Source organism: Granulicatella adiacens ATCC 49175, assembly GCF_025150565.1.
In the GTDB taxonomy this organism is placed as follows: Bacteria; Bacillota; Bacilli; order Lactobacillales; family Aerococcaceae; genus Granulicatella; species Granulicatella adiacens.
Genome location: NZ_CP102283.1, coordinates 1881043 through 1906863 on the forward strand (window position 1 = coordinate 1881043; position 25821 = coordinate 1906863).

The following is a 25821-nucleotide window of genomic DNA, read 5'->3' on the forward strand; positions in this document are numbered from 1 at the left end:
TTACTCCTCCGTGTTAATTTTCTTTCGTTTTTTGTTGCGCTGGTAAATATTGTTTCTTGAGTTCTTCTAACTTACCTTTATAACGATTAATTTCTTCCGTTCTTTTTTCAGAAGTTAAACTTGGATCTCGTTGGATATCATCGATTTTCTTCGTTAAACCGTACATTAATAATTGCGGATCATCTAAATAACTCGCAATATCCATTGCTTCATCAATCTTATTCTGACCGATAAGAACCCAATAACGTAGATAGTCTTCATTCGTTTGAGTCGTAATTTTCCCTAGCGTTGTTTTTTGAGCGTCCGTTAACGGTTCGGTCATTATTACAGAGTACGCAACGATATATTTGTCTTCTGGTGATAAGCTTTTACTATCCATATTTTTAACAGAAGATACTACCTTAGAATAGTCTTTTTGGATGAAGGATAAGCGTACATTTGCAATCGTTTGCTGTTGTGGTTGAGTCACCAACATGTGATATCCTAAAAGACTGGCAAAGATTACCGATAATATCCCAAATAGAATCCCTGTTAATTTCCATGTGAATAATCTCTTACGAGGGACACGCACCATTTCTTTTGCCACACGTTGCTTTTCATACTCCAAGTGCTCATTTAGTAAACTTACAACCTCCTCAATGGTTTCTGCAGAGAGGATACTCTCAGTAAATTTATGTCCTTTATAAAATTCGAGTTTGCCTTGTGCGAGTTCTTCATACTTTGCTTTTGTATCTAAGACAGAAATAATCATAGATTTATAATGTTTTAAGAAAGTTGCTTCCGTTATTTCTTCATAGGGAGGAACTTGACCTTTGACTCCACGGAAAATGAGCTTCGCAATCCCATTTTGAGTGAACACAAGATTATCAGGGGTTAAAGAATACGTGTAGGCACTTGTTTTTAGTGCTTCATACAATTGACCAATATTCATTAGATACCGTAGTTGTTCTTCTAAAGGAAGCTGATATACTACACCGTAATCTTGAACGGTATCTGTTTCAGCATGAAACAGATAGGCGCTTTCTGTTTCTTCAATTTGTAGAGATACTGCTTCTGGAATGCTCACTTCTAATAATGTTAAAGCCAATGCAATATTGCCTTTAAATTCTTCTTTCGTTACTTCAAGAGTTTTCAATTTCGTTCGCTCGCTTTCTATAATGTTTCAACAATCAGTTGGATTCCGTCATGTAAATAGTTCACATCTTCAATTCTTTGTAAAGCTGTTAATACGATTCCTTTTTCATGAATGCGGACACTGGGGGTATTCACCTCAAACGCTAACTGATAGGCATCCTTCACAATATTTAATAATTCCTTCATACTTATTCCTACTGGGATTCGAAGATCATATTTCCCATAGGCAAACTTTTCTAAATTTAATGTGATATTAATATAGGTATTACGCATGATGAGTTTTCCTTTTCTTCAAAAATTGATAAACCGATACACCACTAACCAAAAATCCCAAACCAATGAACGCTATCACAAACCACGGAGATTCTTTTTGAGGAGGCCGTAATGTCACTCCTTTAGAAGGAGATGCTGTGCTCTGTGTAAGAAAGAATTGAGTAGTATCTATTGGATTTAATTTTTGTGGGTTTGTCGATAAAAAAAGAAGAGCCTTATCTTCTGTTCCAGATAATGACTCTTCTGCCTGTTGTTTTGAAATCATTTGAGACAAAGAGGCATCAAACAGTTGTTTTAACAAAACGTCTTGTTCAAAATATGTCTTCTCTGTTACTTGTGGTGTGACAGGTACATCAACATTAATTTTTAATGACCCTGTTTCTGCCCAAACTTTGCCCGTGAGGACAACTATCATGCCAAGTGTTAACAATAGCACTCGACTGATTAATTTCATTGTCTACTCCTTTATTGTTTGATTATTTTTTCTATAAAATAACATACTACCTACAAATCCTAGAATTCCAACAAGAGAAATAATAAGAACTGAAATCCATGAGGTAGGTTGTTGATTAATAACCGTATGCAGCATTTCTTCTGCAGATATAAATGGTGTGAGATACGTTAAGAGTGGCGAAACACTACCATAGTACGTATCAAACAATTGCCCTAGTGAAATTACATAGATTACAACAAAAGCTAAACTTACTAATAAGCCATAAGCTTTTAACCATGTCATCAGTGCATGATGCATAAATATGATACTTACACCAATAACAAGGGACACACCGCAGAGTACAAATAATTGGTCTGCTGGAAGGTTCAACTTCATCCCTACCACAACACTTACAAATAGTCCGATAAGTGCTCCGATACCCGCTAACAACGCTAACGGTAGGAAGTTAACTGTAGGCTGATTTGATAGGTACTTGTTGGTTTCGAGAATTTGCCAATTACCGTGTTGTAACATATATACAAACGCTAAGGTCATTACAGCAATAATCAGCACCATTAATACACCTGTTCTGTTATCGGTTTGTTGACGAGAATTGCTAGAAGAACGAACATCCGCTATTGAACCATCTACTGGATGTGACAAATAGTCATATACTACCGTATTAGCCGTATTTCCTGACTGAGTATTTGACATTACTTGAGTAAATTCTTTTAAGAACGAACTGTTTGATTCATATTCTTTTGCCATCACTTCATCCATTGTTGCTACGGAATTTTTATACTCAGTTCCTTTATTTTCTAGCGATTTCACATCTTCATTTAATCGATTATATTCTTGACGAATAGTGGTCGCAATTTGCTGATGATTCTTCGTGTTATCCATTAACGAACGACTAGCCTGCATTAGTGTAGCTAAATCTTTGTTAATCGCTAATCCCACATTCGTTAAATCCGTGTTATCTCGTTTTTCAGAATCTACAAAAATAGGTTTACTTTCAAGAGTTTCTTTAACTTTTTGAGTTTGTGCTACAGCCTTTGTTAATTCTGAGTTGACATCCCTCATTAATTTTTGATAGGCGTCTATATTATTTTTTAAAGCCTGAACATCTGTTGATAAAGCACTTGTTTCCGTTGTAAATTCTGACGGAATTACTAATTTATCTTTTACATCATTCGTAAGAGTATTCGTTACTAAATCAACTAACACTTCATCCAGTCTATCTAACGCTAACTGTGCATATAAAGAATCCGAAGCTGGTTGTTTTGGATCTGCCTGTCTATTGGAATATAAATCAACCCCATAGACTGCCTTCACCTGTCCAGCAAACTCAAGGTATGATTTCACATCATTGAATACAGCTGAAGAAAGCTCTCCTAAAAACTGCTTAGAATCCGTAAATACTGTTCTCGTATCACTCTCTGAATAGATTCTTTGAATGGCTTGTTCGCTAGCATTTACAGTCACACTATTTTCATCTAAAGCATTTAATGAGTTGAATTTTTGCGGAGTTGCTGCTCCAGATTCTTGATACGTATTAAAAGCCTGAATAACTTTATTGGATTGTTTAATACTTTCATTGAGTTTAGAAACATTGCTCAACAATGCTTGTTTTTGAGCATCACTCAAGTGAGCAATCGATTCTTCTGTTATCACTTTAACATTCGAAGCAATTGGAGCGAACCATCCTGCGTCCGAAATCGACTCGTTTTTATGTTTCAACTCATACGCAACTCTTAATTGTTTGGCAGATGGATTGAATCCTGAAGTTACCTCAACGGATGCCCCATTCTGAGTAAATGAAACATTTTGCCCATCAATTGTTAGGCTTTGTAAGTTATAGTGACTATCCACAGTAAATACTATTTTTTTCACTTTCCCAGCGATGTCATTAATCGTCATTGCTCCAGAGATTGGCTTATTCTTGATTTCATTCTGTTTCGTATTTACAAACTCATCCTTACGACTGGTTTGAACGGTCGCACTAGGATTGACTTTTTGAACAAAATGAACAGTATTTTTCAAAAATTGCTTATCTGCTTCTGGTAAAGCCATCCGGTCAATCGTAGCATCATCGTAAAGTGAGATTTGCTTTGCACTAGAAATGACTTGTTTGTCAATATTGTTACGAAGCTCTGATACCATTAAACCTAATGTCTTTTTCGTTTGATTACTATTATCTGACAACGATTCCGCTACAGCTTGTTTAATCTTTTCTTTGTAAGTAGTTGATAAATAAGTGCTAATTTCTTCATTTCTCTTTTTGATATCTGTAAGAAAATCGTTTAAGCGTTGATTTAGCTGATTAGAATTTTCTAGAATCTTTGTTAAATCTTGGCTATTATTCAAACTTGGTAAATCTTTGGAATTAATATCTTGCATAATCTTTAAAGGATCATTCACTGTCAAACTAGAAATTCCTTTATCATATACCGCTAATTCATTTTCACGTTTTAAAACGGACTGTGTCCAAGCATCTTGAAGTTGCTTAATTCTAGCGATTTCTTCATCGTAAGTCTTATTAACAGAAATAATTTGTGTAAAAGAAGTATTCGTATTTTGGATGACAGTATTAAAGTTCTCCATTACTTCTGTTGCATTTTTCGAAGAATTGGATAATCCTGTGAATTGTTGAGAATACTGTGTCAAAGGATTCAAAAGAGTATCTTCGAACTGACTTACTGTATCTCCTTGATTTTTAACAACTCCCATTACCTGATTCTGGGCAGTCTTTAAATTAGCAATGACACTACTAAAATAGATTCGAATCATATCCTGATTAAATGCTTGCTTCAAATCAGATACTGCTTGTTCTGCCTGCTTCACTAACACTTGCTTATCCGCATTAACTTTATATTGAAACAATGCGCGTTTTGGTGCGGTCTCTTCTAAAGAAAGTGCGTCTTGAGAAAAATGACTTGGCATAATCACCATGACCTGGTAATTACCGTTTTCTAATCCTTTTTCTGCTGTTGAGCGAGAAACAGTTTCCACTTTATAAGGAGTTGTTTTGGCAAATGAGTCAATGAGAACATTGGCCATCGACACTTGGTCTCCATTGTATGTCGTCCCACTGTCTTCATTAACGATTGCTATCGAAACATCATTTTTTGCAGATGAATGTTCTTGAGTGGATGATGTTCTAGAAGTGTTTTGTGGCTTTACAACCCCAGCTAGAGCTAATAACAATACTAATACTAAAAGAACCCCTGAAAATAGGAACACTTTTTTATGTTTCATAATCTTCTCCCTTATTATTTTTTAAATAGAAAAAGGTGGGATCTTCTCCCACCTTCAAGGATAGATGGTCTATCCATTAATTTAAGCCAAATTTTTGAGATAATGCTTGGTCGTGTTCTTCCATCGCACGAGCAGCACTTACTAATTGTAAATTGATTTGTTCTAATAATTCAGCAAATTCTCTTACTTTTGGTTTTAGTTCATTGAATTGGCGATCAAAACCTTGGAAAGCTTGACCTTCCCATTCTGATGCCAATGTTTGTTGTAAACCAGTTAAGTTTGATAAGATGCTATTCACTTCGTTTGAAGCTTTATTATATTCACGTGCACGTGTTTGTAACGTTTCTGGTGATACTCTAATTTGTCCCATAATCTTGAACTCCTTAAAATTAAATTTTTGTTACATTTATACGTCGATAGTAGCATATTCATAAATATTTAGCAATATATAAATGAATATTTCATGGTGCGTATCATCGTTATTTTTTAGTAATATCTTCTCTCTTTATTTTGAAATACTCTCTAAAAAGTTATATTGCTATCAGATAACTTTTTCCATCTTTCGTTTTCTCGATCAATATTTTTTTGAATTGCTTCTGAAAAATTACCTTTAATATCCTTATCCACCACATTTTTAATATGTTCTATCTCGGTATATACTTTCTTTGCAGATTGAACATACTCTTTATCTATTTTGTATTTTAATCTATCACGTAACGCCACTTTTGCAGGTACGTAATACAATCTTATCGTCCGTCTTTCAAGTGATTTTTCCACTTCAAGCAATATTTCACTAGTAGATTGTGCTGCTCCTCTCATCAAATTTTGATAAGCATTTTCGATTGTCTCCCAAACTTGAGTTGCCATCGACCCTATTTCCATTCTATCCCTCATCTTCTAATCTATAAATTTCTATTTGTAAATCTTCCATCTCTTCTGATTTCTTTCGAAGCTTTGTCTTATACTCCAGTTGGATTTTTTCAGATTCTCTGTCTAATGAGTTTAGAGTTCTATAAAATTTCTCATCATTCGCTTCATAATATAATTGGAATAATTGACTCATTTTTTCGTAATCCACTACTTGATCTTCATTATTCTTTAATTCCTGTACTGAAACCTGATATTTTTGTTCTAACATATTAGCAAGTTCTCTTCTGAAAGAATTAACTCTTCTTGTTTTTTCTTCTATTTTAGATAATTCTCTTTTCTCCTCATTTTTTATCTCATCAATTTCAGCACAAATTTTTCTTAACCTACTCTGTAAGGTCCCCTTTTTATCCATATTTATCTCTATCCTTTAACAAATAAAGTTGATAACTCTTGATCTTTTTCAACTAATTCGGCAATACCATCATTAATTACCTTTCTTAACGTATCAAAATTTTCTGCAATTTCAACAGCTGTTTGTAGTTTTTTATTACTGTATTCTTCGACATCACCAACAATGGAGTCGTAATGAACGCCTTGTTCATAATACACAGCCATTATTTCCTCAGCTGACAACTTATAATTAGCTGGTACTTTCGATAATTCTTTATATAGTTCATTTGCTTCCTGGATTCCTTTTGCTTGAGATTGTTTGAACGATTCTATAGCTGCGTTATTAACTTCCACAAGCCCCTCAGATAATACTTGAGCCTGAAGTGCATCCAAATAAATCCATTGACTTTTTGTCACTCCAGATATACCTTCTCGACTAGAATGAATAAATTGCAACTTTTTATCTGTAATGCTACTCATACCAAATTCGATTGCTAAAATTCTCTCTAACTCAGCAACTTGAGCAGAATCGTTAACTATTGAATCTAAGCCATGGTCTCCAGAATTTACTAGGGTAAATTTTTCCCCTAAATAAACTCCACCCACTAAAGCCGAATGCTGGAGAAAATCGCCTTCCGTATTAATGCGAAGAACACGGCCTGTAAAACTCTCCATCTCCTTCTCTATATCTTGAATATTATTCACTACTCTTTCATCATCTTTGAGAGCAATTGACTTTACATATAATGGAGCTGGATTATACACGATTGTCATCCTCGCGTTATACTTTAATGCGACTCTCTGAGCAACATTTCCTCCTAGTGAATGCCCTGTAAGAATTAAATTATCTGCTCCATATTTTTCAGCCATCTTTTCATAAAAAGTATAAGCATTATCATAGTGGTATCCTATACCAAATCCGATACTATACACATCCGTTGAAATATCCATTCCAAAATCCCCAGATGGATTAGTTCCAGTATACGAAACAACAACTTTCCCCGTATTTTTATCCTTAAACGCTGTTCCGCTAGTTCCAGTGTATGCATCATAGAAATCATCAATATATTCTAAATTACTAGGTATTTTCTTCTCTTGTTGAGCTGCTGCCAAGACTTTACTTACTTCTGTTAAATTTGGAGATTTTACTCTCACTCTTTCTAACTCATAAGATAAATTTGAAGCGTCTAATGTACTTATCATACTTCCTGTAGTTTTTACCACTGTCACCATAGTTCCTTCTTTCTAGTCAGATACTGTTTCTCTAAAATAATACCCCTCTTCATCCTCTACCACAACAGAATAATAGTAATTTATATTAGAGTTACTTCCTCCAAAAGATAATTCAATAGCCTTGGATGTAGGAAAAGATAAATACTCATTGATTTCTGGTAGATTCACTTCGTAATTTATCCCAAAAGAACCATTCATCGAATTATAGTGTTTCTCTTTCAGTTTCAGTGTTGATAGAAAATCTTTATTTAAAGTAATTTTCTGGAATAAAAATCCTTGTTGCGGCCAAAGTTTAAGGGCTTCTTTCTCATCATTAAAAACAAATTCATTATCGTGATATTCCACGTCAATAGTTTTATATTTTTCTCCGCTATTACTATCTTGCAAAATAAGAGTCCCTCGAATAGGGTCTCCTTTTTTTACTCCGTCCATCTCAACAGTCACTAAATAATTATGTTCATTTTCTTTATAATCATAAACTTGATAAAGTTTAAACCCATTCGGAAACTGTTCAAATAAATCCTCTAAATTCTGAGTAGGATAAACGCGACTAACTTCCGCTCCAATTCGGTCTTCTAAGTATGCTCTACTATTTCTTGTATTACACCCAAGTAACATTAAGATTGCCCCTCCCATTATCATGAAACGCAATAATTTCTTTATTTCCATTTTTAACCCTCACTTTAAGAGTTTATTAGTTTACTTCAATATTATCATAGTTACAAAAAAAGACAATATTATACCAATAGTTTCTATTTTATTTTGTCGACTTATGATACCAAAAAATAATATAATTTAGACTACAACAACCTTGTCTTTTCATCTATTTTATATCCTGTTCATCTCGTAATCATTTCACATCATCACAAAGATACCATTAAAATTATTGTTAGCTAAATTATATCATTTGCTGTTCATTCGATAGTTTTCCTAATAAAAACAGCTCAAAAGCGTTCTAACTTTTGAGCTGTTCTGTATTTTTTTATGAAGTTGATTAACCTCTTAATTTGCCGTTTTGGCCAAGGTTTTCTGCTTTAATTTCTTGAATAATAATATGAATGTGTTCTGTTGGAGCGCCAGTGTGTTTAGAGACCACTTCTGTCACTTCTTTGACAAGGGCTTCTTTTTGTTCACGGCTTCTTCCTTCGATCATTTCAACATGAATAAATGGCATGGTTGTGCCTCCCTTCGCTTTGAACTAATTAATATAGTTGCTCTTTGGCTCTATTTTACTCCTAAACGGGAGAGAATACTAGGTGTGGTGCTGGAAAGGACTCACACCCTGTGTAGTCGGGTTCGAATCACACCCTGTGTAGTTGAACTCGGGCTCACAGGACTGACGTCCACTTCCTGATATGTCCGCACGACTCGTTCCGAGTCCCTTGCGGCATATCAGTCCAGTGTTTCAGTCCTGAGCGTTCGCCCTCATATCCTGTGTAGTCGGGTTCGGCTTCGCAGAAATGGCGTGCGTTTCCCCAAACGTACGCACGACTCGTACCGAGTCCTTTGCGTCGTTCGAGTCCAACGTTCCATTTCTGGGCGCGAAGCCTCACACCCTGTATTTTTCTATTAAGGTTTTCATGGTTTGGTTAGAAAACAGCACGGTTAATATGGCTGTGTTTAATGGGAATGAAATTAGGTTCTTAATGATTCGCAGTGGCATGAAGACGGCGAAGGCTTTGCCTGTCATCATATACACCCATAGTGAATTCAATCCGAGGTTACAGACGATTGTGACGAGTAATACTGCAATCAAGATTTGTTCCCATCTGAGTGGTCTCTTATATAAGAAGTATCCGTAGATGAGTCCTCCGACTAGGGCTGTAAGTGTGTATCCGAGGAAGAATTGTCCACTCTCTCCGCGGAAGAAGTTCCCGAGGATATCGACTAGGATTCCCACAAGCGCCGCACGCCACGGTCCAAGCATGATCCCTGCAATGGCAGCTCCGATGAATCCGAAGCCAAGTTGTACGTAAACGCCGAATTTTATTGCTGGCAGCATTTCCATCACAAGACGAATGGCCAAGATTAGCGCCATCACTGTAATATCAAGTATTTGTTTTCTATTATATTTCTTTGTATTTTCCATATTAGCATCTCCTTTAATTGTAAAGAGTTGCTCCATTTAACTTCTTCTATTTCTAGTGTTGTTTAAATGCAGCGAATGCGACTAAATTATCGCAATGTTTCCATTTTCGTCCCAGTGGCAACATTCCATCCTCCGGGCACTTAACGCAATAAAGTCTACTCTGATTTTTAGGTTCTAGAAAATTTAGTTCCTACTTTCCATGAATCTCCTTTCTTACTCTTGGTAAGGATACCTTCTTCGTGTCCTAGCGTCAAGTCCTCTCTATTTTTAGGGCTTGAAAAATCGATGCTCATCGTCTTTTGAACGGTTTTGACTGAAAAAATATTTTCTAAAAAGATAAAATCCGAAAATATTGTTGATACCGTTTTCTACAATCTGTATAATTAAATAGTAAGATTGCCAAAGAAAGGATGCAACATGAGTAACGAACGTTTTTTAATGATAGAGTCTGATATTAAAAATTTATCCTTCCGATTAGAGTCTATTACCAAATCCAAATACGATAGCGACTGGCATAGTACGCTACATACTCATCCCTTTACTGAACTTTTCTATGTTATTGATGGTAAAGGAGAATTTATTATTCAACACCAACGTTTTCCGGTTAAAGCCAATGATTTTGTCATTATTAATCCTCAGGTAGAACACACTGAAGTTTCTTCACCCGATTCTCCTCTAGAATACATTGTGGTGGGAATCCAAGGTCTGTCCTTCTCTAATTTAACACCTGTGGATCAAGGTGGCCATCCTTTCTCGTTCTTTAATTTACGAGATGAACAAAAGGACATTTTGCGCTACTTAAACGCGATGGTGCAAGAAGCCACGAATCAAGCGCTCAGTTATGATTTAGTTTGTCATAATCTGTTAGAAATCTTATTGATTAAGATTTTAAGACACCAGCATTTTGATTTGGAAGTCGGTTCTCATAGTAAAACGACAAAAGATATTGCTTTTATCAAACATTATTTGAAAACATACTACCGAGAAAGCATTCAGCTAGAAGCATTAGCGTCAATGACCCACTTAAGCCGCTTCTATATTTCCCACAGTTTTAAAAAAGAAGTCGGCATGTCTCCAATGGAATACTTAATGACCATTCGTATCAAAGAAAGTAAAATTCTACTGCGAACAACGAATTATTCTATTTCTCAAGTGGCTGACATCGTTGGATTTACAACACCAACTTACTTTTCAAAACAATTTAGAAAAATAACTGGAATTTCCCCAACGGATTACCGCGAGAAATATCAAAAGGAGTCCCAATGATACGAAAACCAAAGCGCGATGAACGCCGTCAAATCATCCCGCTCATCGAATTAATTATGCAAGATATGGAATTGCCGATTCTGGAACACACGAGTCCAGAAATGCTCTATGCGATGCTAGAAGAAGCCATGCTCGACGATCAGTTTCGCTACGGTTTGAGCCAAACCCTGGTCTATATCCATGAGGGAAAAGTGGCTGGAGCTGTCTTCGGCTATCACGGACACTTAGAAGACACGATTGATGATCCATTCCACAGCTTATACGAGGCTTACAACATTGAGCATCAAATCCCACTCTATGAAGATAAGGAGACGATGCCAGGAGAATGGTACATTGATATTTTAGCGGTCTATCCCGAATATCGTCGCCATGGGATTGGTCGTAAATTATTAGTGGAAGTAGAGAACTTAGCGCGCCAGCAAGGGGCTACAAAAATCGCCCTCAACTGCGAGAAAGAAAATACGAAAGCCTACAAATTATACGAAAAACTAGGCTACACTCCAGAAAGTGAACGTGTCTTAAGCGCTCATCCGTATTATCATATGACAAAAACATTATAAAAAAATCCCTCTTCGGACGAAATCGTTCAAAGAGGAATTTGGTAAATTGTAACTTATATGTTACATTTTGCTTTTTCAAAACGAAAAGAGACTCGAAATTTCGAGTCTCTTATTTTTTATGATTATTTTACAGAAGCTTGTCGTAGGTTGATTGTACGTCCAAATGGAAGAACTTCAAATCCATCTACGTTTTCAGCAAGTAAGTAGCTTTGGCTTGCTTGATAGATTGGCGCCACAATAGCATCATCCATGATGATTTTTTCTGCAGCAATCATTTGTTTATAACGTTCAGCTGGTTGTGTTGCATATTTTGTTTTCACTGCATTCACAGCTTCGTCGTAAGTAGAGCTTGAATAGTTTGCGAAGTTAATGCCTCCACCTGTAACGTATTGCTCTAAGAAGTTCACTGGATCTTGGTAATCTGGTGCCCAAGTTCCAAAGAAAATATCAAAATCATCCGCTCTTTGTAATTCTAAACGGTTTTTCAATGGTACGGATTTAATGTTGAATTTCACACCTGGTAAATTCTTTTGAATTTGTGCTTGTAAGTATTCACCGACTACTTTTGCACTACCGGCATCAGAAGTTAGTAGTGTTACTTCAATAGTATCCGTTCCTAGCTCTTGTTTTGCTAACGCTAGTTCTTTTTTAGCTTCTTCTACATTATAGCTGAGTAAGTCGCCACGATCTTCTACATAGTCTTTTCCACTTTCTGGATTTTCACCAAATCCTTTTGGAACTAATCCATTTGAAACAATGGAACCATCTTTCATGACATTATTCACTAAAGAGGCTTTATCATATGCCATCGCAATTGCACGACGGAAATGTTTATTTCCTGTCACTTTACGTTCTACGTTGAAACTCATATATCCCATTGTTGCTTTTGGAACCGCATGGTAGGTTGGTTGCCCTTTATATTGATCCACGAATTGTTCGCTGATCGTTGTGTATTGTACTTGTTTTCCTTCAAATAATTGAACAGAAGTTGCGACTTCTTTTGACACATTCACTGTGACATTTTGTAGTGCAACGTTTGAAGCATCCCAGTACCCTTCGTTTTTAACAAGTTTCCAAGAAAGTTCAGAACCTGTCCAGCCTTCTAATTTAAAAGGTCCATTCGTTACAATCGAATCTGCAGTAGATCCATACCCTTCTCCTTTTTCAGTTGCCACTTTTTCAGATTGTGGTAAGAAACGAGAACCTGTTAATAATTTTGGTAAATATGGTGCAGGGTTTTCAAGGGTGATTTCTAGTGTTTTATCATCGATTGCTTTAACACCTAGTTCTTCAACGCCTAATTCTCCCGTACGAATCTTTTTAGCATTTTTGAACACATCCGCTGATTGAGCTACATGCCCTTCTTTTGGATTCACTAATTTACGATACGTATATACAAAATCTCCGGCTGTTACTGGAGTACCGTCTGACCATTTAGCGTCACGTAGTTTAAATGTATAAACAAGACCATCCGCGCTCACAGTTGGTTCTTCTGCAGCCATTCCTAATTCAACTTTATTGTCTTTTGCGACACGATATAACCCTTCAAAAATTTGTCCTAACATATCTGAACTTGGCACATCATCATAGTCAGCACTATCCAATGTTGCTAATTCTCCAAATGTTGTAATCGTTAAACTTTGTTGATTATTTGCTGTCGTCGAAGTTGAATTGCCACCACATGCAGCCAAACCTAACGAAATTAACAGTGTTGTCATTAATAATTTGGTTGATTTTTTCATAACAATTCTCCTTTATTGGTAAAATACATCGCATTTCACGATAGCTACATGATAGCATGGAAAATAGAAAGCAAAAAATTTTCTGCTCATATCAAAAAATAACTCTAACTTTCATTCGTAGAACAAAATCCATCCCTTTATGAACCTATATTCGTTCTTGCATTTCCTAAAAATCTAGTTTATGATAGATGTATTATAAACATATTATTTAAGAAGGGAACTTTATTTATGAAAGAAAATCGCAATCACGGATTTAAGCTGCGTCTTATTTTCGGAATCATTTTAATCGCCCTAGCTGGTGTTGTCTTATTCAGTTTAAATAAATCTACTCCAGAAGACTTAGAAAAAGCAGGGAAAGTGTTTGATGTCGCTCGAAGGGAAGACGGAGATACACAAGTAGTTAAGGTCACTCAAATTTCTAGTAATCCTGTGGCTACGGTCGATAGTGGAAAATCAAAACTGTATATTATTGAATATTTAAAAGAAGATAATACGCATGGAATTATCGGACTTGAAGTTCCTGCTGATTCAAAATTAGCTTCTGATTTAATTTCAAAAAATGATACTTTGCCAAACAATCCAGAATTAGTTAAAGTCACTGTCATCGATTCTTTCCGTAATAAAAAAGCCATTGTAGACTACGATTCTAAATTTACAGAAGTTTTGAATGATAATAATTTATTATCTGGTAATTCACAAACGGTTTACTATCTATCTACATCTGAATCATCTTCTTCAGCTCAAGGTGGCATGTATGTAGCAATTGGGCTTTCAGCAGCTGGACTTCTTTTCGTTGGATTAGCTTTCCTAAAACGTAAGAAAGTAAATGCAGCTTACGATGAATTGTATGCAGCTTACCCAGAACTAAATGGTAACTTAGACTTAATGTTACAAAACGCAACTTATGCTGATGACGAAACACGAGTTTATATTTATAAAAATCACTTCTTTACAACGCTTAGCGGGTTAGAAGTTTATGATTTAACTCAAGCAAATCGTATTTATCATTATCAAATCAACCATAAACGTTATGGAATCACAACAAACCGCGATTCATATATCGTATTCTTAACCGATAATACAAGTTATAGAAACAAAAAGACAAAAATTCAAATTGTAAATATCGGTGAAGAAACCGATAACTTCTTACAACCTTTCTTCTTTGCAGCTCACCAAGAGTTCCCTAACTTAGAAGTTGGTTACGAAAAAAATAGACCGTTTTAATAGGGACTAAAAAGTCTCGCAAAATTGATATGTCCCTCCTTTACTGGATATTCCAGTAAAGGGGGGATTTTTTATCCAATAATCTTTCATTCCAGTGAGTGAAACTTTAAACAAACCTTTGCACTTCAAACTATCTTATGATATATTATTTCTGTTATACATACCTATAAAAGGAGAATTATTATGACTGAAAAACGTAATACTCGTGGGATTATTTCACTAATCGTTTTGGGAGTTGTCTCATTTCTTATCGCTATTGGACTTGTGGGCTTCTTCTATTTCTTCCAAACTGCAGATAATTTGTATAAACAAGGAAATATCTTCGGTGTGAGTCCTATGAAAGACAATGCAACGACTTCTGTTAAAGTTACTGGATTTTTATCGGATCCAATTGCGAATGTAGATGGAGGAACTCAATTATATTTAATCGAGTTTACTCGTAAAGATAGCGAAGATTACGGTTATACAAGCCTTGAGATAAAAGAAGGCGATAAACTGATTGACGAACTTAAAGCTAAACAAGATGACTTAGTCGACAATCCAGTCTATGTTCTCGCTAAAGTCCGTAAATCGGATGGAGAAGGTGCCGTTAAGAACTACACGAGAGAGTTCAAAGAAACCATTAAAGAAAATAAAGCTATTTCTCAGTTAGCTGAGACTGAATACTATGTTTCAGCTGATGAAGCGAATACCGAACGTCTCTATGCTTCGGCTGGAGCAGGTATTGCTGTGTTATTCGGTCTTGTATTCTTCTACTCAGCTTACGCAACTCGTAGAGGAGAAGATAAAGCCTATGGTGAACTTTATGCAGCTTATCCAGAATTGAATTATTCAATGGATACGGTATTAGAAAATGCCACTTATGTAGATAACCAATTAGGCATCATATTATACAAAAATCACCTTATTTCTACATTCAAAAATTTCCAAGTATATGATTTAACAAAAGCTGAGCGCATTTACCATTATATCTACACACAAAAATCATACGGAATAACGGTAAGTCGTACTTCACAACTAATCATTTTAACCTCAGATAAATCTTATCGCAGAAAGAAAACTACTCTTCTCATTAAGAATGTGGGCGAAGACACCGATGACTTACTACAACCATTCTTCTATGCAGTAAGCCAAGAATTCCCAGAGGTTCTATTAGGATATGAAAATAAAAAGAGACCTTTCTAAATAAAAGGTCTACTGGTTCAACCCCCCCTTTACTGGACTACCCAGTAAAGGGGGTACATATCAATTTGGAGATTCTTTTCCTTTACAATTAATCTACATAAGGTGTTTTTGTACGGTTTAAGAATGCATAAGCTAAGCCAATTAAGATTCCTCCACCGATCCAGTTTCCAACAAATGATACTGCCCAATGACGGATAATATTGAGCCAATTTAAAGCATCAATTGAGTTTCCAACTGGTGAGAATTTCACGATAGAGAACGATGCAAAATTCGCTACTACGTGTTCATTTACTAAGTAAACAAACATGAAGATTGCTGAGATGACAATCCATAATTTAGCTTCTTCACTCTTGATTAAGATAAATGAAAGAATCGCTACGTTAACGAAGACATTTGCTAAAATACCTTCCAATAAAATCAGTTCGTTTGAACGAGACAATTTCAATTCAGCAACTTTTGCAATGAACTCATTTGCATTGATTCCGTTAAATGCTGAACTATTCGCGAATAACGCTCCTATAAACATGGCTCCAATTAAATTAAATAAAGTACAATAGAATAAAATAGCAATTGCTTTAGACCATTTAATATGTTTTTGGTACGCTCCAGCTGTTAAGAACATCATGTTCGAAGTCGCTAACTCTCCGTTTAAAAATACAACATACACTAATCCCCAAGTGAAGATAAATGCAAAAGTAAATCTACTTAACGCAGGATTTAATCCAGCTATAATTTGTGCCGCATGGGCTCCTGCGGCTGTACTCATTGTTAAAAATGCTCCTGCAAACATTGAACGCAGTGCATAGCGCATTTTGCTTTCATCAAAAAGCGCTTCTTTTTTTTGACATGCTTTATGCAGTTTTGTATTGAACTCACTCGTGTGTTCCATAACATTCCTCCTAAAAATTAATTACACTTCAGTATACCATTTTTTTCACAAATGCAAAGCCTTTTCTATTGTTTTTGGCAAAAAATCCTTTACAAGTTTTATGAAGATTGTTAGAATGAGGGCTGATTAAAATAGCATAAAGGAGATTCTTATGAAAAAGATTATTGGAATTTTAACAGCGGCTTTATTATTAACCGCATGTGGACAAGCCCCTGCAAATACGAACTCAACGACGACAAGTGTTGAAACGACTACAGCAGTCCAAACTACAAGTGTGACTCTCAACATTACAAAAGATGGACAAGCGATTGAAGGAAGCCCGTTTACGCTCACTTTTAAAGAGGGAGATAATCTCTTAGATGTCATGAAGGCACAACTAAAAATCGTTGAAAAAGACGGATTCATCTCTTCTATTAACGGAGTTGAACAAGTTCCATCTGAACAAAAATACTGGTTATTTGATGTAAATGGACAAATGAGTCCTGTTGGTGCAAAAGAAGTTCTCCTCAAAGCTGGAGATGTCATCGACTGGAAATTAAATAAACTTCAATAATCTATGAAAATCTCGACTCAAAAAATCGCATTTATTGCAATGATGTCGGCTTTTTGCGTGATTGGTAGACTCGGGATGCTTGCCTTCCCGAATGTTCAACCGATTACTGTAGTCGTCATTTGGATGACCTTAGAATTAGGATGGGGATACGGTGTTTCCATCAGTATCCTTTCCATTTTAATATCGAATCTGCTCATTTCAATGGGACCGTGGACTCTTTATCAGATGATCAGTTTTTCAATTGTTTGTCTATGTGCGACCCTACTCTCCCCTTTGTGGAAGAAAAGGGCTCGCTATCCGAAAGTAAGCTTCTTTATTTTCCCGATTTTTGCAGGTTTGATGGGATATTTATACGGATTTATCATCTCGGGGATTTGGGTACTTTCAATGCCTGGTCTGAATTTCTGGATTTATTATGCCAACGGAATTCTATTTGATACTTATCATGCCCTTGGAAACATTGCTTTTTGGATATTACTAATTCCTATCTTTGAACGATTAAATCCATTTGAAAAACTAAAAAAATAAAAGGAACAGAGTGCCCTCTGTTCCTTTTTTCTATCCTTTAAGTTGATAATTAACAATATCTTTTTTCAATTGACGGATTGGGTAAGGAGTATCTTTCATGATTTTCTTTGCCTGACACCCCGCATATCCTTGAAGAATATCCACTTTAGGAAGAACGACCCAATCAGACAGTTTTTCTTTGGCTTCTCTCTTAGTAGCCTCCTCTTCCTGGTTATCGAGAATAAATACAAATCGATACTCTCTCTCGTGACTCCATTCCTTGAATTTGGCGAAGGTTGCTTGGATGTAGAAATTCAAATTTGAAAAAGAAAATCGATTACTGTGACTTCTTGTTTTGGGCCTTTGATCGATATATTCGACTTCCCCATACACACATAACCCATCAAGAGTAACTCCTTGAATTTTATCGAGCAAGCTAGAGTAGGAATATTGTAAAGCATAGCCTTCATGACTATTAGCATAATAGGACCACATTAATATATTATCGTATGCATGCGTAAAGCAGAAAACTCTAAAAACATCCATCATCGTATTCCCATCTGCATAATAACAGTTACAATCAAAAGGATCATTAAACCACTTAGGATGACTAAAGGACACATTGCCTTCTGCCACCTGATAGGCATTTTTCTCCACCGTTTCTTTCCCGTAGTATTTTACAAAATAGGTTTTCTCTTCTAAAATCTTCTGTTCCGCTTTTTTGAAGTAGAACGTTACGTCCTCTTTAAACTCAACTCCACATTGTTTAATCAATTGCTCTGGAGCTAAAAATCCCAATCGAATATTGTTATTCAATGCGTCATTAAACACTTTATCCGCCTTTTCTACAGTAAATCCATTCGGAACTTTTGCGTTTGGATTTTGAATGAAGATTCTTTTTTGAGCCTCTAATGGAATAACGGGTGAATTCTTTTTAGAGAACTGTGGTTGTTTCAAAAGAGAGACCAGCTCCTGTTTATTAGTTAAGGTATTCAACAACAAAAAACAATTACTATCTGGATAGGACTCTTCCACCTTATAGTGAGTATGTGTCTGAAGAAAGGTTAATTTAGCAATTAAATAACGATACAATTCAATATCTTCTTTTAAGATAATTTTCAACCGAATCACCCCCGTATCAAAAGTATATCATTTATTCTCTCTTGTTTAAATATACCCACCAAGTCAGTTTGAAGCTTGGTAGGAATTGAGACGTAGGCTCAATCTGGTGCCCCGTTATCACTATTATGAAGACATCCGAGGAATCTGTAAGATAGACGCAAGTCTACTTTTATTATTTTTAGCACTTACAGCACAAAAAAGGAGGGGTTACCCCCTCCTTTTGTATTATTCATCATCTTCAACGCTGTCATCATTCTGGGCATCTTCCGCAAGAATCTGCTCGAGTTCTTCTTCAGAAAGCTTAGTAACATGGATTTTACGAATACGATCATTCTCGATTTCCGTCGGTTGTAACATGTACCCTTCGAATCTCACCTTCACTACCTCTTCATCATCTGGGAAGTAGCCAAGCTTCTCAATAATCGCACCCGCCATTGTGTCCACCTCATCAGACTCTAATGACGTTTGATAAATTTGATTGAAACGATCGAGGGACATTCCCGCATCAATTTCTGAGTTATTTTCATCGATTTCTACGACTTCTTTCTCCTCAATATCGTACTCGTCTTCAATGTCTCCGACGATTTCTTCAATCAAGTCTTCTAATGTAACAATCCCTTCAACACCGCCGTATTCATCTTTCAATACCGCCAAATGTTGACGTGTTTTTCTAAATTCTACTAATAAATCATCCACGAAAATCGTCGATGGAACAAACACTGGCTCATGCGCCAAGGCACGTAAGTCAATATTATCGAATCCTTGCTCTCTGGCTGCTCGGAAAACATCTTTAACGTGAATCACACCGATAACGGTATCTTTATCTTCTTCATATAATGGAAGACGCGAGTAAGAACAATTCAAGATTGTCTCTAAATTCTCCGCTAAGTCATCATCCACATCGAGCATTAATGTATCTGTACGAGGCACCATTACTTCACGCGCTAGTTTAGTATCTAACGAAAGTACCCCTTGCATCATCGCAAATTCGGAAATATCAATCGCTCCGTCGTTACGACTATTGGCCAGTAAAGACTTCATTTCGCTTCGAGTTAATTTTTCCTCCACCCTCGAAAATTCGATTGGTGTAATTCGTTTTAATAATCCTGTTGAGAACGTCAAAATCCATACGAATGGTTTTGAAATCTTTTTGACAAACAAAATAATCCCTGCAGTATGTAACGCAATGGGTTCAGCCACTTGTAACGCCACTTGTTTTGGATATAATTCCCCAAACACTAAAGTGAGGTAAGATAGAACAACCGTCACAATTACTAATGCTAACGCTTCTGCTCCAGGAATGTTTCCTAATAATGGTTGGATTCGTGAAGAGAAACTTGTTGCGGCAGACGCACTCGAGAAAAACCCAGCAAATGTAATCGCTACTTGAATCGTTGCGAGAAACTCATCTGAATTCTCTAATAAGCGCATTACTTTAATCGCTTTTTTGTCTCCTTCTTGCGCTCTTTGTGCCATTTTTCCTTGATTAATGGACACAAACGCAATCTCCGCTGCAGCAAAAAATGCATTTAATGCAGTTAATAATACAATGATTAAGATCTGGACTCCCAACGAACTCCCATCTGAATCAGCTGTCATAATTTTGTTAACCCCTTTTAACTATAGATTTTACCCATTATTGAAAATGGTATAGAGATATCATATCAGTTTTTGGTGAAAAATCAAGATTTAGTATTATTTTGTAATGGTTCTTTAATGTTAGAATCTTCATTTTATCGTTTTTCTTCTCTATCCATTCTCATTTTCTCATCATTTCTTCACTTTTCTAGTTACATTTCTCTCAAAAAATGGTACTATTATTAAGAAAGACATATATAGGAGGAATGAATATGTTATTAAAATCTCTTGTAGTTCCAAAAAAGAATCTAACGGTTGTGAAGGAATCTTGTACGTTAGAAGAAGCCATTACGATTTTAGAAGAATCAGGATATCGTTGTGTACCTGTATTAGATGAAACAGAAACTTTCTTTAGAGGAAACATTTATAAAATGCACATTTATCGCCACAAAGCAAACGGCGGTGATATGAGCCTTCCTGTTACACATCTCATTAAGAATTCTACGAAATTTATTAGTGTAGATAGTTCTTTCTTCAAAGTATTCTTTACCATCAAAGAATTACCTTATATTGCTGTTTTAGATAAACAACAACGCTTCTATGGAATCTTGACACACAGCAGTCTCCTTGGCATGCTTCAAGAATCTTGGAACGTGAAAAATGGTTCTTATGTATTAACGATCATCTCTGGCGGTGAAAAAGGGGCTCTTGCAAATATCTCAAAAGTGATTAACAAATACGCTTCCATCGCAAATGTAATGACTATCGATACTGAAAAAGATAAAAGCTTACGTCGTTTGTTGATTACATTACCAGCAGGTGTTTCAAAAGACACCCTTCAACAAATCGTCGATGGCCTCGAGAAAAAAGACTACTCAGTCGCTGAGGTGGAGGATTTGCAAAACAACTAGGATACGAGACATCGCGCTCAGAAATGGAACGTTGGACCGGAACGCCGGAAGGGACTCGGAATGAGTAGTGCGGACGTTTCGGGAAACGCACGCCATTTCTGCGATGGCAAGTTCAACTACAGGATGTGAGCAAAAGCGTTCAGAGACGATGACGGTTCTCGCTTTGCCGTAAGCGACTTGTAAAGTCGTGCGGACAAAGCGAGAAAGGCTTGAGTCTCTGCTTTTGCGAACTCAACTTCACTAATTACATCTACAAAAAACCAGCACACCAGCTCTCAAAGCTAGTGTGCTCTTCTTTTTTATTATCGAATTACTGAGCGTGCCATACGAGCTACCGTATGACGAACCCCTCGAATTGCAACCGACATTGCGTAAATATTTTCTACAGTTGCTAAACCACCGTATCCGGCATCGCCAATATGTTGAATATCCACGCCAGCTACCTTATTACGGATAGCGATTTGTTCGATTACTTCCTTACTAGACCCTTCTTGGCTTGTTCCAATCGCAGATAATACAAGTGCATCATTCGCATGAGCCACTTTAACGATAGCCACTAGTTCTTCATCCGTGAATCCGGGTACAGTACCGACCGCTGGCACTAATAGAATATCCGCTCCTGCTTGAATAAATCTCTTCGCAATCTCTTCATTCATAACGGGTTCCTTTGAGCCAGCTCCATGCATCTTTCCAGCAATCACCATTCCTGTAAAATGGGATTTTGCCATCGAAATACATTTTTCGATAGCTTCATTCGTCACCCCTGTACCAGGATTTCCAGTTAAACAAATAAAATCTAAACCGAGTTTTTCAGCTCTAGATACTGTTTCAGCTGTACATTTTCTTCCGGGGGCAATTTCAATTCTGGACTCTAACATTTCGGCATGCTCGTCCACTGGTTCCAAATTAGCACCAATCGGCAAGCCACTGAGCTCTTTAACCCGTTGCACTGGATTTTCACTTTCTTCTGCTCCGAAAATCAGTGGATCGAAACAATCAAATCCATTTAATAAGACCATATCCGCTCCAAATGCTTTTGCAATTTCTGCGTTGGATAATTCATTCAAAAACGTCGGTCTCACACAAACCGTTTCACAGCAGACCGTTCTACCTTCTGCTGCTTCAATCGCTTTTTTCAGTGCGTTTCCTCTCATTTTTTTAAAGTCACTCGCAACACAATTCAGCATTCTTTTACCCATTTTAACTCCTCCTAACGATTAATAAGTGCCATTACTGTTTTTAATAAAAGTTCATTCGTTTGTTCGTAGTCTCCACCTTCGTGATAGGCATAACTCATTCCATGATTTTTTGTCGTTGGATCAATCTTCCACATTTTAAAACTACCGTGTATTTGATGAATTCCTGTTTCTTGGATTAAATATTGAATATTCTCTTTAGTCACACCACCCCCACAAAGGAGCTGTATTTTTTCACCATATTTTTCTTGCAATTTCTTTAGTAAAGGGATGCCTTCTTCAATTTTAGCTTGTTGTCCTCCTGTTAAAATTCGGGTACAGCCTAATTGAATTAATCCCTCAATGGCTTCATATACATCAGGAACAATATCAAAAGCTTTATGAAATACACTTTCTGCATGAAATTGCTGACATAGAGCAATCATTTGTTTTGTACGATTCCAGTCGATCGTTTTATCTTCTTTCAAAAATCCAAAAGCAAGTCCGCTAGCACCGGCTTCTAATAATAACTTTGCATCCAACATCATACTTTCAAATTCTCCCTGAGAGTAACAAAAACCTGCTCCGCGCGGGCGAATCATACAGATGATAGGGAGTGTCACTCCATTTTCAATGGCTGTTTTCAATGTTCCTAAACTTGGAGTTAATCCTCCTAGAAACAACGCACTATTTAATTCAATGCGGTGAGCTCCTTCTTTTTGGGCAATGAGGCAGTCTTCAATACTTCCCGCACATACTTCTACAATGGTCATTTCATACCTTCTTTCATATTCGATAACGCTAAGAGTGCCAGTCCGTAAATAATCGTATCTGTTTCTAAGTCTTTGACCCCTATCCATTCATTTGGAAGATGCGCGATATCTCTTTGACCTGGGAAGCTTGGCCCATACGCAATAATATTTGGAATTATTTTTGCATACGTACCCCCTGTGGTCGTGACAGGAATGCTATCGCTTTTAGTAACGTCAGTATATACCTGCTGAAGCGCTTGGACATACTTAGAACTTTTATCATATAGCACTGGAGCCCAATGGGAAATGACCTCTAATGTCGCCTTTTCTGGCAGTTGTGCAGTGATTTGGTTTAATAAATCCGATTTTGTACAACTGGCAGGATAACACATCGTCCATTCAACATAATGCTGATTTTCTTCTATCCCAAAGGTTTCTCCCCTTAGTTGCATCATCCCAAAGTCTTCATCATGATAGGCAATTCCAAGCTCTTCGCCACGGTGATTTGTATGCAATAATTTACAATTTGCAAAATCATACAAATCTGCCACCATTGATTCTGGCACAGATACTCTTACTTTTAATCTTCCACGTTCCCCGTATACAACGGGCCATTTACAATCTGGCGTCCACCCAAACGTCGGCGGAATTTCTTTAGTGAGATAGTGCTTCACACATCCAAATCCGGTCTCTTCGTTCGTCCCAAACACGATTCGCACGGGACGGTCAAAGGTCACTCCATTTTCCTTCAACACATATAGAGCATATAAATTCGATAAAATGGGCCCTTTGTTATCTAAAGTTCCTCTTCCAAATAATTTCCCCTCTCGAAGAGTTAAACTAAGTGGCGGAGAATTCCATCCTTCCCCAAGAGGCATGACATCCACATGACCAAAAACCCCATAATAAGCACCATCTGCACGATTTTCTCCATATTCGGCATACCCAATTTTATCATCGATATTTTTAGTGTGAAACCCTAATTCTGTTGCAATTTTTAAAACTTCTTCTAGCGCTTGTTTAGGTCCTCTTCCAAATGGGGCATCGGGTTCCTCTTTTCCTCGAATACTAGGAATCGCCACCATTCGTCTTAAGCCATCAAAAAGCATTGGTTGTACTTCTTTTAGTCGATTAATCCACTCTTCTCGATTCATTCTTTAACCTCCAAAGGCTTCATTCTTTCTTCTAAATACGATTCCAACCATTCTTTAGACGCTAACTCATGAGACATTGTGCCGTCTGGTTGTGGATGTACTCGGAATACCGTTGGTGCTAATGATTTGGTAGCTACAACGAATGAAAAATTATCTATATTCGTCGCTGCACCAAAATCTCCATTTCGATTCATCGCAACCACTGAAATATCCCCTGCTTCTCCTCTCGTTCTCTTTAGCCGATCATCCAACTCTTTCACCGCTTTTTCACACGCTTTTTGAGGAGAGAGTCCTTCTTTCATTAATCGGACGATTTCGTAAGAAATAACTCCCTTCATCAAATCCTCCCCTAGTCCAGTCGCCGTTGCACCGCCGATGGTACTATCGACATAAAGTCCTGAGCCAATGAACGCAGAATCGCCCACTCGACCAGGTTTCTTCATAAAAAGTCCGCTAGTGGACGTTCCAGCAACCATATCTCCATGCGTATCTAACGCTACCATCCCTACAGTATCATGGCCTGCATATGGAGAAAGTTGCTCTTGCTCTAGATCCTTTAAGCGATTATGATAATGAATTTTGGCCCGGTCCGTCAACATCTCTTTTTCTTCAAAATGACGGCTTCTAGCAAATTCTTGTGCTCCCTGTCCTACGAGTACATTATTCACTTTATAATGGCTGAGTTCTCTTGCAATCGAAATTGGATTGGCAAAGTTTTTAATCGCACATACTGCTCCAAAATCAAAACGACTTCCATCTAAATAAGCGGCATCCAGTTCCACTTCCATTTTTTCGTTTGGAAGACCACCATATCCTACAGATTTAAAATAAGGAAAATCTTCTACTTCTTTAATCGCTCCTTCAATGGCGTCCCCGGCAATTCCTTCCTGAGATAGAATAGGGGTTACTTTTTGAATTCCTTCTAGTGCCATTCTCCATGTTGCAATCATTCCCCACATGACTCTTCACCTCTTTTATTGAAATTGTTGCATCCGCGCTTCTTTTTCGCCGCTAATAATCGCAATGGCCCCACTTAAAGCTTCGCGCAACCCTACTGCTCCTTTTTTAGGCATTTCTAACATAATGATTTTATCTTTAAAATTCGCAATCGTTTCTTCATTTTCTTTTGAACAAATCACATAGGGTTTACAATCCGTTTGTTCTTGTACGGCTAATGCAATTTCCGCAGCCATTTGAGCATACGTATCATAATTAAAGCACGGGCCTGCAAATAGTACCTCTGCTTTCGTTTTCAAAATAAGATTATGAATCTTATGGATGACCTCTTCTTTATGCGCTTGAAAATAGTCAGGCCCACAATAAATCGTCGCTAGCGCACTTAATCCTGCTTTTGTAAATTCATCCTTGAACATTAAAAAGGAGCCGATTCCTCCCTTTTCTAATCCTAGTTCCGTATCTGCGCGTTCCTTTCCACCATATCCTGCTTGAATTTGATCAAAAAGTAATAACACTCGCATACTCTCACCCTCTCTATGAAAAAGAGTGGCCATGCCGTTCCCCGC

The 25821-nt window shown here is 36.9% G+C and carries 27 protein-coding genes and 1 riboswitch; of the genes, 7 read left to right on the forward strand and 20 right to left on the reverse strand.

From position 1 onward, the window contains the following. Positions 1-13: 13 nt before the first annotated feature. From essB to NQ540_RS09355, 11 genes are all read right to left on the reverse strand, one after another. Positions 14-1135, reverse strand: coding sequence for a type VII secretion protein EssB (essB, locus tag NQ540_RS09305; protein WP_005606489.1), 1122 nt, complete (start codon positions 1133-1135; stop codon positions 14-16). Between the two features lie 17 nt (positions 1136-1152). Continuing rightward, positions 1153-1407, reverse strand: a complete 255-nt coding sequence (locus NQ540_RS09310; RefSeq protein WP_005606491.1) for a protein EsaB — start codon at positions 1405-1407, stop codon at positions 1153-1155. After that, the gene (locus NQ540_RS09315) at positions 1400-1861 is read right to left on the reverse strand and encodes a hypothetical protein (protein ID WP_005606492.1); all 462 of its coding nucleotides are present in this window, start codon (positions 1859-1861) and stop codon (positions 1400-1402) included. The genes NQ540_RS09310 and NQ540_RS09315 overlap by 8 nt, the downstream gene beginning before the upstream one ends. A 3-nt stretch (positions 1862-1864) precedes the next feature. Further along, entirely contained in the window at positions 1865-5098 is a 3234-nt protein-coding gene (gene esaA, locus NQ540_RS09320) for a type VII secretion protein EsaA (protein ID WP_005606493.1), read from the reverse strand. Between the two features lie 76 nt (positions 5099-5174). Continuing rightward, positions 5175-5471, reverse strand: a complete 297-nt coding sequence (locus NQ540_RS09325; RefSeq protein ID WP_039849004.1) for a WXG100 family type VII secretion target — start codon at positions 5469-5471, stop codon at positions 5175-5177. A 149-nt stretch (positions 5472-5620) separates the two neighbouring features. Then, positions 5621-5965, reverse strand: coding sequence for a hypothetical protein (locus tag NQ540_RS09330; RefSeq protein WP_156780441.1), 345 nt, complete (start codon positions 5963-5965; stop codon positions 5621-5623). 16 nt (positions 5966-5981) lie between these two features. Further along, positions 5982-6380, reverse strand: coding sequence for a hypothetical protein (locus tag NQ540_RS09335; protein ID WP_005606499.1), 399 nt, complete (start codon positions 6378-6380; stop codon positions 5982-5984). Between the two features lie 8 nt (positions 6381-6388). Continuing rightward, positions 6389-7591, reverse strand: coding sequence for a YqiA/YcfP family alpha/beta fold hydrolase (locus tag NQ540_RS09340; protein ID WP_005606500.1), 1203 nt, complete (start codon positions 7589-7591; stop codon positions 6389-6391). Positions 7592-7603: 12 nt separating this feature from the next. After that, a complete protein-coding gene (locus NQ540_RS09345; RefSeq protein WP_005606503.1) occupies positions 7604-8260 on the reverse strand; it encodes a hypothetical protein in 657 nt (218 codons plus the stop codon). Positions 8261-8585: 325 nt separating this feature from the next. Continuing rightward, the gene (locus tag NQ540_RS09350; RefSeq protein WP_005606505.1) at positions 8586-8765 is read right to left on the reverse strand and encodes a 2-hydroxymuconate tautomerase; all 180 of its coding nucleotides are present in this window, start codon (positions 8763-8765) and stop codon (positions 8586-8588) included. A 375-nt stretch (positions 8766-9140) separates the two neighbouring features. Then, positions 9141-9680 (reverse strand): folate family ECF transporter S component, encoded by a 540-nt coding sequence (locus NQ540_RS09355; RefSeq protein ID WP_039849069.1) that lies wholly within the window; start codon positions 9678-9680, stop codon positions 9141-9143. Positions 9681-9747: 67 nt separating this feature from the next. Beyond that, a riboswitch (THF riboswitch) is annotated at positions 9748-9845 on the reverse strand. 252 nt (positions 9846-10097) lie between these two features. Between NQ540_RS09355 and NQ540_RS09360 the strand changes: the two genes are divergently transcribed. Further along, complete coding sequence (locus NQ540_RS09360) at positions 10098-10946, forward strand: AraC family transcriptional regulator (RefSeq protein WP_005606510.1); 849 nt, start codon at positions 10098-10100, stop codon at positions 10944-10946. Further along, entirely contained in the window at positions 10943-11506 is a 564-nt protein-coding gene (locus tag NQ540_RS09365; protein WP_005606512.1) for a GNAT family N-acetyltransferase, read from the forward strand. The genes NQ540_RS09360 and NQ540_RS09365 overlap by 4 nt, the downstream gene beginning before the upstream one ends. Before the next feature lie 122 nt (positions 11507-11628). Here the strand turns inward: NQ540_RS09365 and NQ540_RS09370 are convergent, their stop codons facing one another. Further along, complete coding sequence (locus tag NQ540_RS09370; RefSeq protein WP_005606514.1) at positions 11629-13248, reverse strand: peptide ABC transporter substrate-binding protein; 1620 nt, start codon at positions 13246-13248, stop codon at positions 11629-11631. 228 nt (positions 13249-13476) lie between these two features. Between NQ540_RS09370 and NQ540_RS09375 the strand changes: the two genes are divergently transcribed. Together NQ540_RS09375 and NQ540_RS09380 are read left to right on the forward strand one after the other, a co-directional pair. Beyond that, positions 13477-14472, forward strand: coding sequence for a hypothetical protein (locus tag NQ540_RS09375; RefSeq protein WP_005606517.1), 996 nt, complete (start codon positions 13477-13479; stop codon positions 14470-14472). Between the two features lie 183 nt (positions 14473-14655). Further along, a complete protein-coding gene (locus NQ540_RS09380; protein WP_005606519.1) occupies positions 14656-15657 on the forward strand; it encodes a hypothetical protein in 1002 nt (333 codons plus the stop codon). A gap of 88 nt (positions 15658-15745) precedes the next feature. Here NQ540_RS09380 and NQ540_RS09385 read toward each other — a convergent pair whose 3' ends face one another. After that, positions 15746-16546, reverse strand: a complete 801-nt coding sequence (locus NQ540_RS09385) for a formate/nitrite transporter family protein (RefSeq protein WP_005606521.1) — start codon at positions 16544-16546, stop codon at positions 15746-15748. Between the two features lie 151 nt (positions 16547-16697). Here NQ540_RS09385 and NQ540_RS09390 point away from each other — a divergent pair, with 151 nt between their 5' ends. Next, a complete protein-coding gene (locus tag NQ540_RS09390) occupies positions 16698-17099 on the forward strand; it encodes a DUF4430 domain-containing protein (protein ID WP_005606522.1) in 402 nt (133 codons plus the stop codon). A gap of 3 nt (positions 17100-17102) precedes the next feature. Further along, complete coding sequence (locus NQ540_RS09395; RefSeq protein ID WP_005606524.1) at positions 17103-17627, forward strand: ECF transporter S component; 525 nt, start codon at positions 17103-17105, stop codon at positions 17625-17627. A gap of 30 nt (positions 17628-17657) precedes the next feature. On the opposite strand, the gene NQ540_RS09400 is transcribed toward NQ540_RS09395, so the two are convergent. Together NQ540_RS09400 and NQ540_RS09405 are read right to left on the reverse strand one after the other, a co-directional pair. Beyond that, positions 17658-18737, reverse strand: coding sequence for a DUF2971 domain-containing protein (locus NQ540_RS09400; protein ID WP_005606525.1), 1080 nt, complete (start codon positions 18735-18737; stop codon positions 17658-17660). Positions 18738-18953: 216 nt separating this feature from the next. Beyond that, positions 18954-20327 carry a hemolysin family protein gene (locus NQ540_RS09405; protein WP_005606526.1) on the reverse strand — a complete coding sequence of 458 codons (1374 nt, stop codon included), beginning with the start codon at positions 20325-20327 and terminating at the stop codon, positions 18954-18956. A gap of 251 nt (positions 20328-20578) precedes the next feature. On the opposite strand from NQ540_RS09405, the gene cbpA reads away from it, so the two are divergent. Next, positions 20579-21217 carry a cyclic di-AMP binding protein CbpA gene (cbpA, locus tag NQ540_RS09410; RefSeq protein ID WP_039849006.1) on the forward strand — a complete coding sequence of 213 codons (639 nt, stop codon included), beginning with the start codon at positions 20579-20581 and terminating at the stop codon, positions 21215-21217. Between the two features lie 302 nt (positions 21218-21519). Here cbpA and NQ540_RS09415 read toward each other — a convergent pair whose 3' ends face one another. Genes NQ540_RS09415 through NQ540_RS09435 form a run of 5 tightly spaced genes read right to left on the reverse strand, consistent with a single transcriptional unit; the run spans position 21520 to position 25776 of the window. Further along, on the reverse strand, positions 21520-22416 hold the full coding sequence (locus NQ540_RS09415; protein ID WP_005606531.1) for a DUF7916 family protein: 897 nt from the start codon (positions 22414-22416) through the stop codon (positions 21520-21522). An 11-nt stretch (positions 22417-22427) separates the two neighbouring features. Then, on the reverse strand, positions 22428-23165 hold the full coding sequence (locus NQ540_RS09420; protein WP_005606533.1) for a copper homeostasis protein CutC: 738 nt from the start codon (positions 23163-23165) through the stop codon (positions 22428-22430). Beyond that, positions 23162-24298, reverse strand: coding sequence for a Sapep family Mn(2+)-dependent dipeptidase (locus NQ540_RS09425; protein WP_005606535.1), 1137 nt, complete (start codon positions 24296-24298; stop codon positions 23162-23164). Before NQ540_RS09425 ends, NQ540_RS09420 begins: the two co-directional genes overlap by 4 nt. Then, positions 24295-25257 (reverse strand): N(4)-(beta-N-acetylglucosaminyl)-L-asparaginase, encoded by a 963-nt coding sequence (locus tag NQ540_RS09430; RefSeq protein WP_005606537.1) that lies wholly within the window; start codon positions 25255-25257, stop codon positions 24295-24297. The genes NQ540_RS09425 and NQ540_RS09430 overlap by 4 nt, the downstream gene beginning before the upstream one ends. Positions 25258-25272: 15 nt before the next feature. Then, complete coding sequence (locus NQ540_RS09435; RefSeq protein WP_039849007.1) at positions 25273-25776, reverse strand: GrdB-related putative oxidoreductase; 504 nt, start codon at positions 25774-25776, stop codon at positions 25273-25275. Positions 25777-25821 lie beyond the last annotated feature (45 nt).

Excerpts from the sequence above, each read along its gene's own strand:
- NQ540_RS09310 (WP_005606491.1), bottom strand. The coding sequence starts at position 1,407 with ATGCGTAATACCTATATTAATATCACATTAAATTTAGAAAAGTTTGCC.
- NQ540_RS09315 (WP_005606492.1), bottom strand. The coding sequence starts at position 1,861 with ATGAAATTAATCAGTCGAGTGCTATTGTTAACACTTGGCATGATAGTT.
- esaA (WP_005606493.1), bottom strand. The coding sequence starts at position 5,098 with ATGAAACATAAAAAAGTGTTCCTATTTTCAGGGGTTCTTTTAGTATTA.
- NQ540_RS09330 (WP_156780441.1), bottom strand. The coding sequence starts at position 5,965 with ATGGCAACTCAAGTTTGGGAGACAATCGAAAATGCTTATCAAAATTTG.
- NQ540_RS09335 (WP_005606499.1), bottom strand. The coding sequence starts at position 6,380 with ATGGATAAAAAGGGGACCTTACAGAGTAGGTTAAGAAAAATTTGTGCT.
- NQ540_RS09340 (WP_005606500.1), bottom strand. The coding sequence starts at position 7,591 with ATGGTGACAGTGGTAAAAACTACAGGAAGTATGATAAGTACATTAGAC.
- NQ540_RS09345 (WP_005606503.1), bottom strand. The coding sequence starts at position 8,260 with ATGGAAATAAAGAAATTATTGCGTTTCATGATAATGGGAGGGGCAATC.
- NQ540_RS09350 (WP_005606505.1), bottom strand. The coding sequence starts at position 8,765 with ATGCCATTTATTCATGTTGAAATGATCGAAGGAAGAAGCCGTGAACAA.
- NQ540_RS09355 (WP_039849069.1), bottom strand. The coding sequence starts at position 9,680 with ATGGAAAATACAAAGAAATATAATAGAAAACAAATACTTGATATTACA.
- NQ540_RS09360 (WP_005606510.1), top strand. The coding sequence starts at position 10,098 with ATGAGTAACGAACGTTTTTTAATGATAGAGTCTGATATTAAAAATTTA.
- NQ540_RS09365 (WP_005606512.1), top strand. The coding sequence starts at position 10,943 with ATGATACGAAAACCAAAGCGCGATGAACGCCGTCAAATCATCCCGCTC.
- NQ540_RS09370 (WP_005606514.1), bottom strand. The coding sequence starts at position 13,248 with ATGAAAAAATCAACCAAATTATTAATGACAACACTGTTAATTTCGTTA.
- NQ540_RS09375 (WP_005606517.1), top strand. The coding sequence starts at position 13,477 with ATGAAAGAAAATCGCAATCACGGATTTAAGCTGCGTCTTATTTTCGGA.
- NQ540_RS09380 (WP_005606519.1), top strand. The coding sequence starts at position 14,656 with ATGACTGAAAAACGTAATACTCGTGGGATTATTTCACTAATCGTTTTG.
- NQ540_RS09385 (WP_005606521.1), bottom strand. The coding sequence starts at position 16,546 with ATGGAACACACGAGTGAGTTCAATACAAAACTGCATAAAGCATGTCAA.
- NQ540_RS09390 (WP_005606522.1), top strand. The coding sequence starts at position 16,698 with ATGAAAAAGATTATTGGAATTTTAACAGCGGCTTTATTATTAACCGCA.
- NQ540_RS09395 (WP_005606524.1), top strand. The coding sequence starts at position 17,103 with ATGAAAATCTCGACTCAAAAAATCGCATTTATTGCAATGATGTCGGCT.
- NQ540_RS09405 (WP_005606526.1), bottom strand. The coding sequence starts at position 20,327 with ATGACAGCTGATTCAGATGGGAGTTCGTTGGGAGTCCAGATCTTAATC.
- cbpA (WP_039849006.1), top strand. The coding sequence starts at position 20,579 with ATGTTATTAAAATCTCTTGTAGTTCCAAAAAAGAATCTAACGGTTGTG.
- NQ540_RS09415 (WP_005606531.1), bottom strand. The coding sequence starts at position 22,416 with ATGGGTAAAAGAATGCTGAATTGTGTTGCGAGTGACTTTAAAAAAATG.
- NQ540_RS09420 (WP_005606533.1), bottom strand. The coding sequence starts at position 23,165 with ATGACCATTGTAGAAGTATGTGCGGGAAGTATTGAAGACTGCCTCATT.
- NQ540_RS09425 (WP_005606535.1), bottom strand. The coding sequence starts at position 24,298 with ATGAATCGAGAAGAGTGGATTAATCGACTAAAAGAAGTACAACCAATG.
- NQ540_RS09430 (WP_005606537.1), bottom strand. The coding sequence starts at position 25,257 with ATGTGGGGAATGATTGCAACATGGAGAATGGCACTAGAAGGAATTCAA.
- NQ540_RS09435 (WP_039849007.1), bottom strand. The coding sequence starts at position 25,776 with ATGCGAGTGTTATTACTTTTTGATCAAATTCAAGCAGGATATGGTGGA.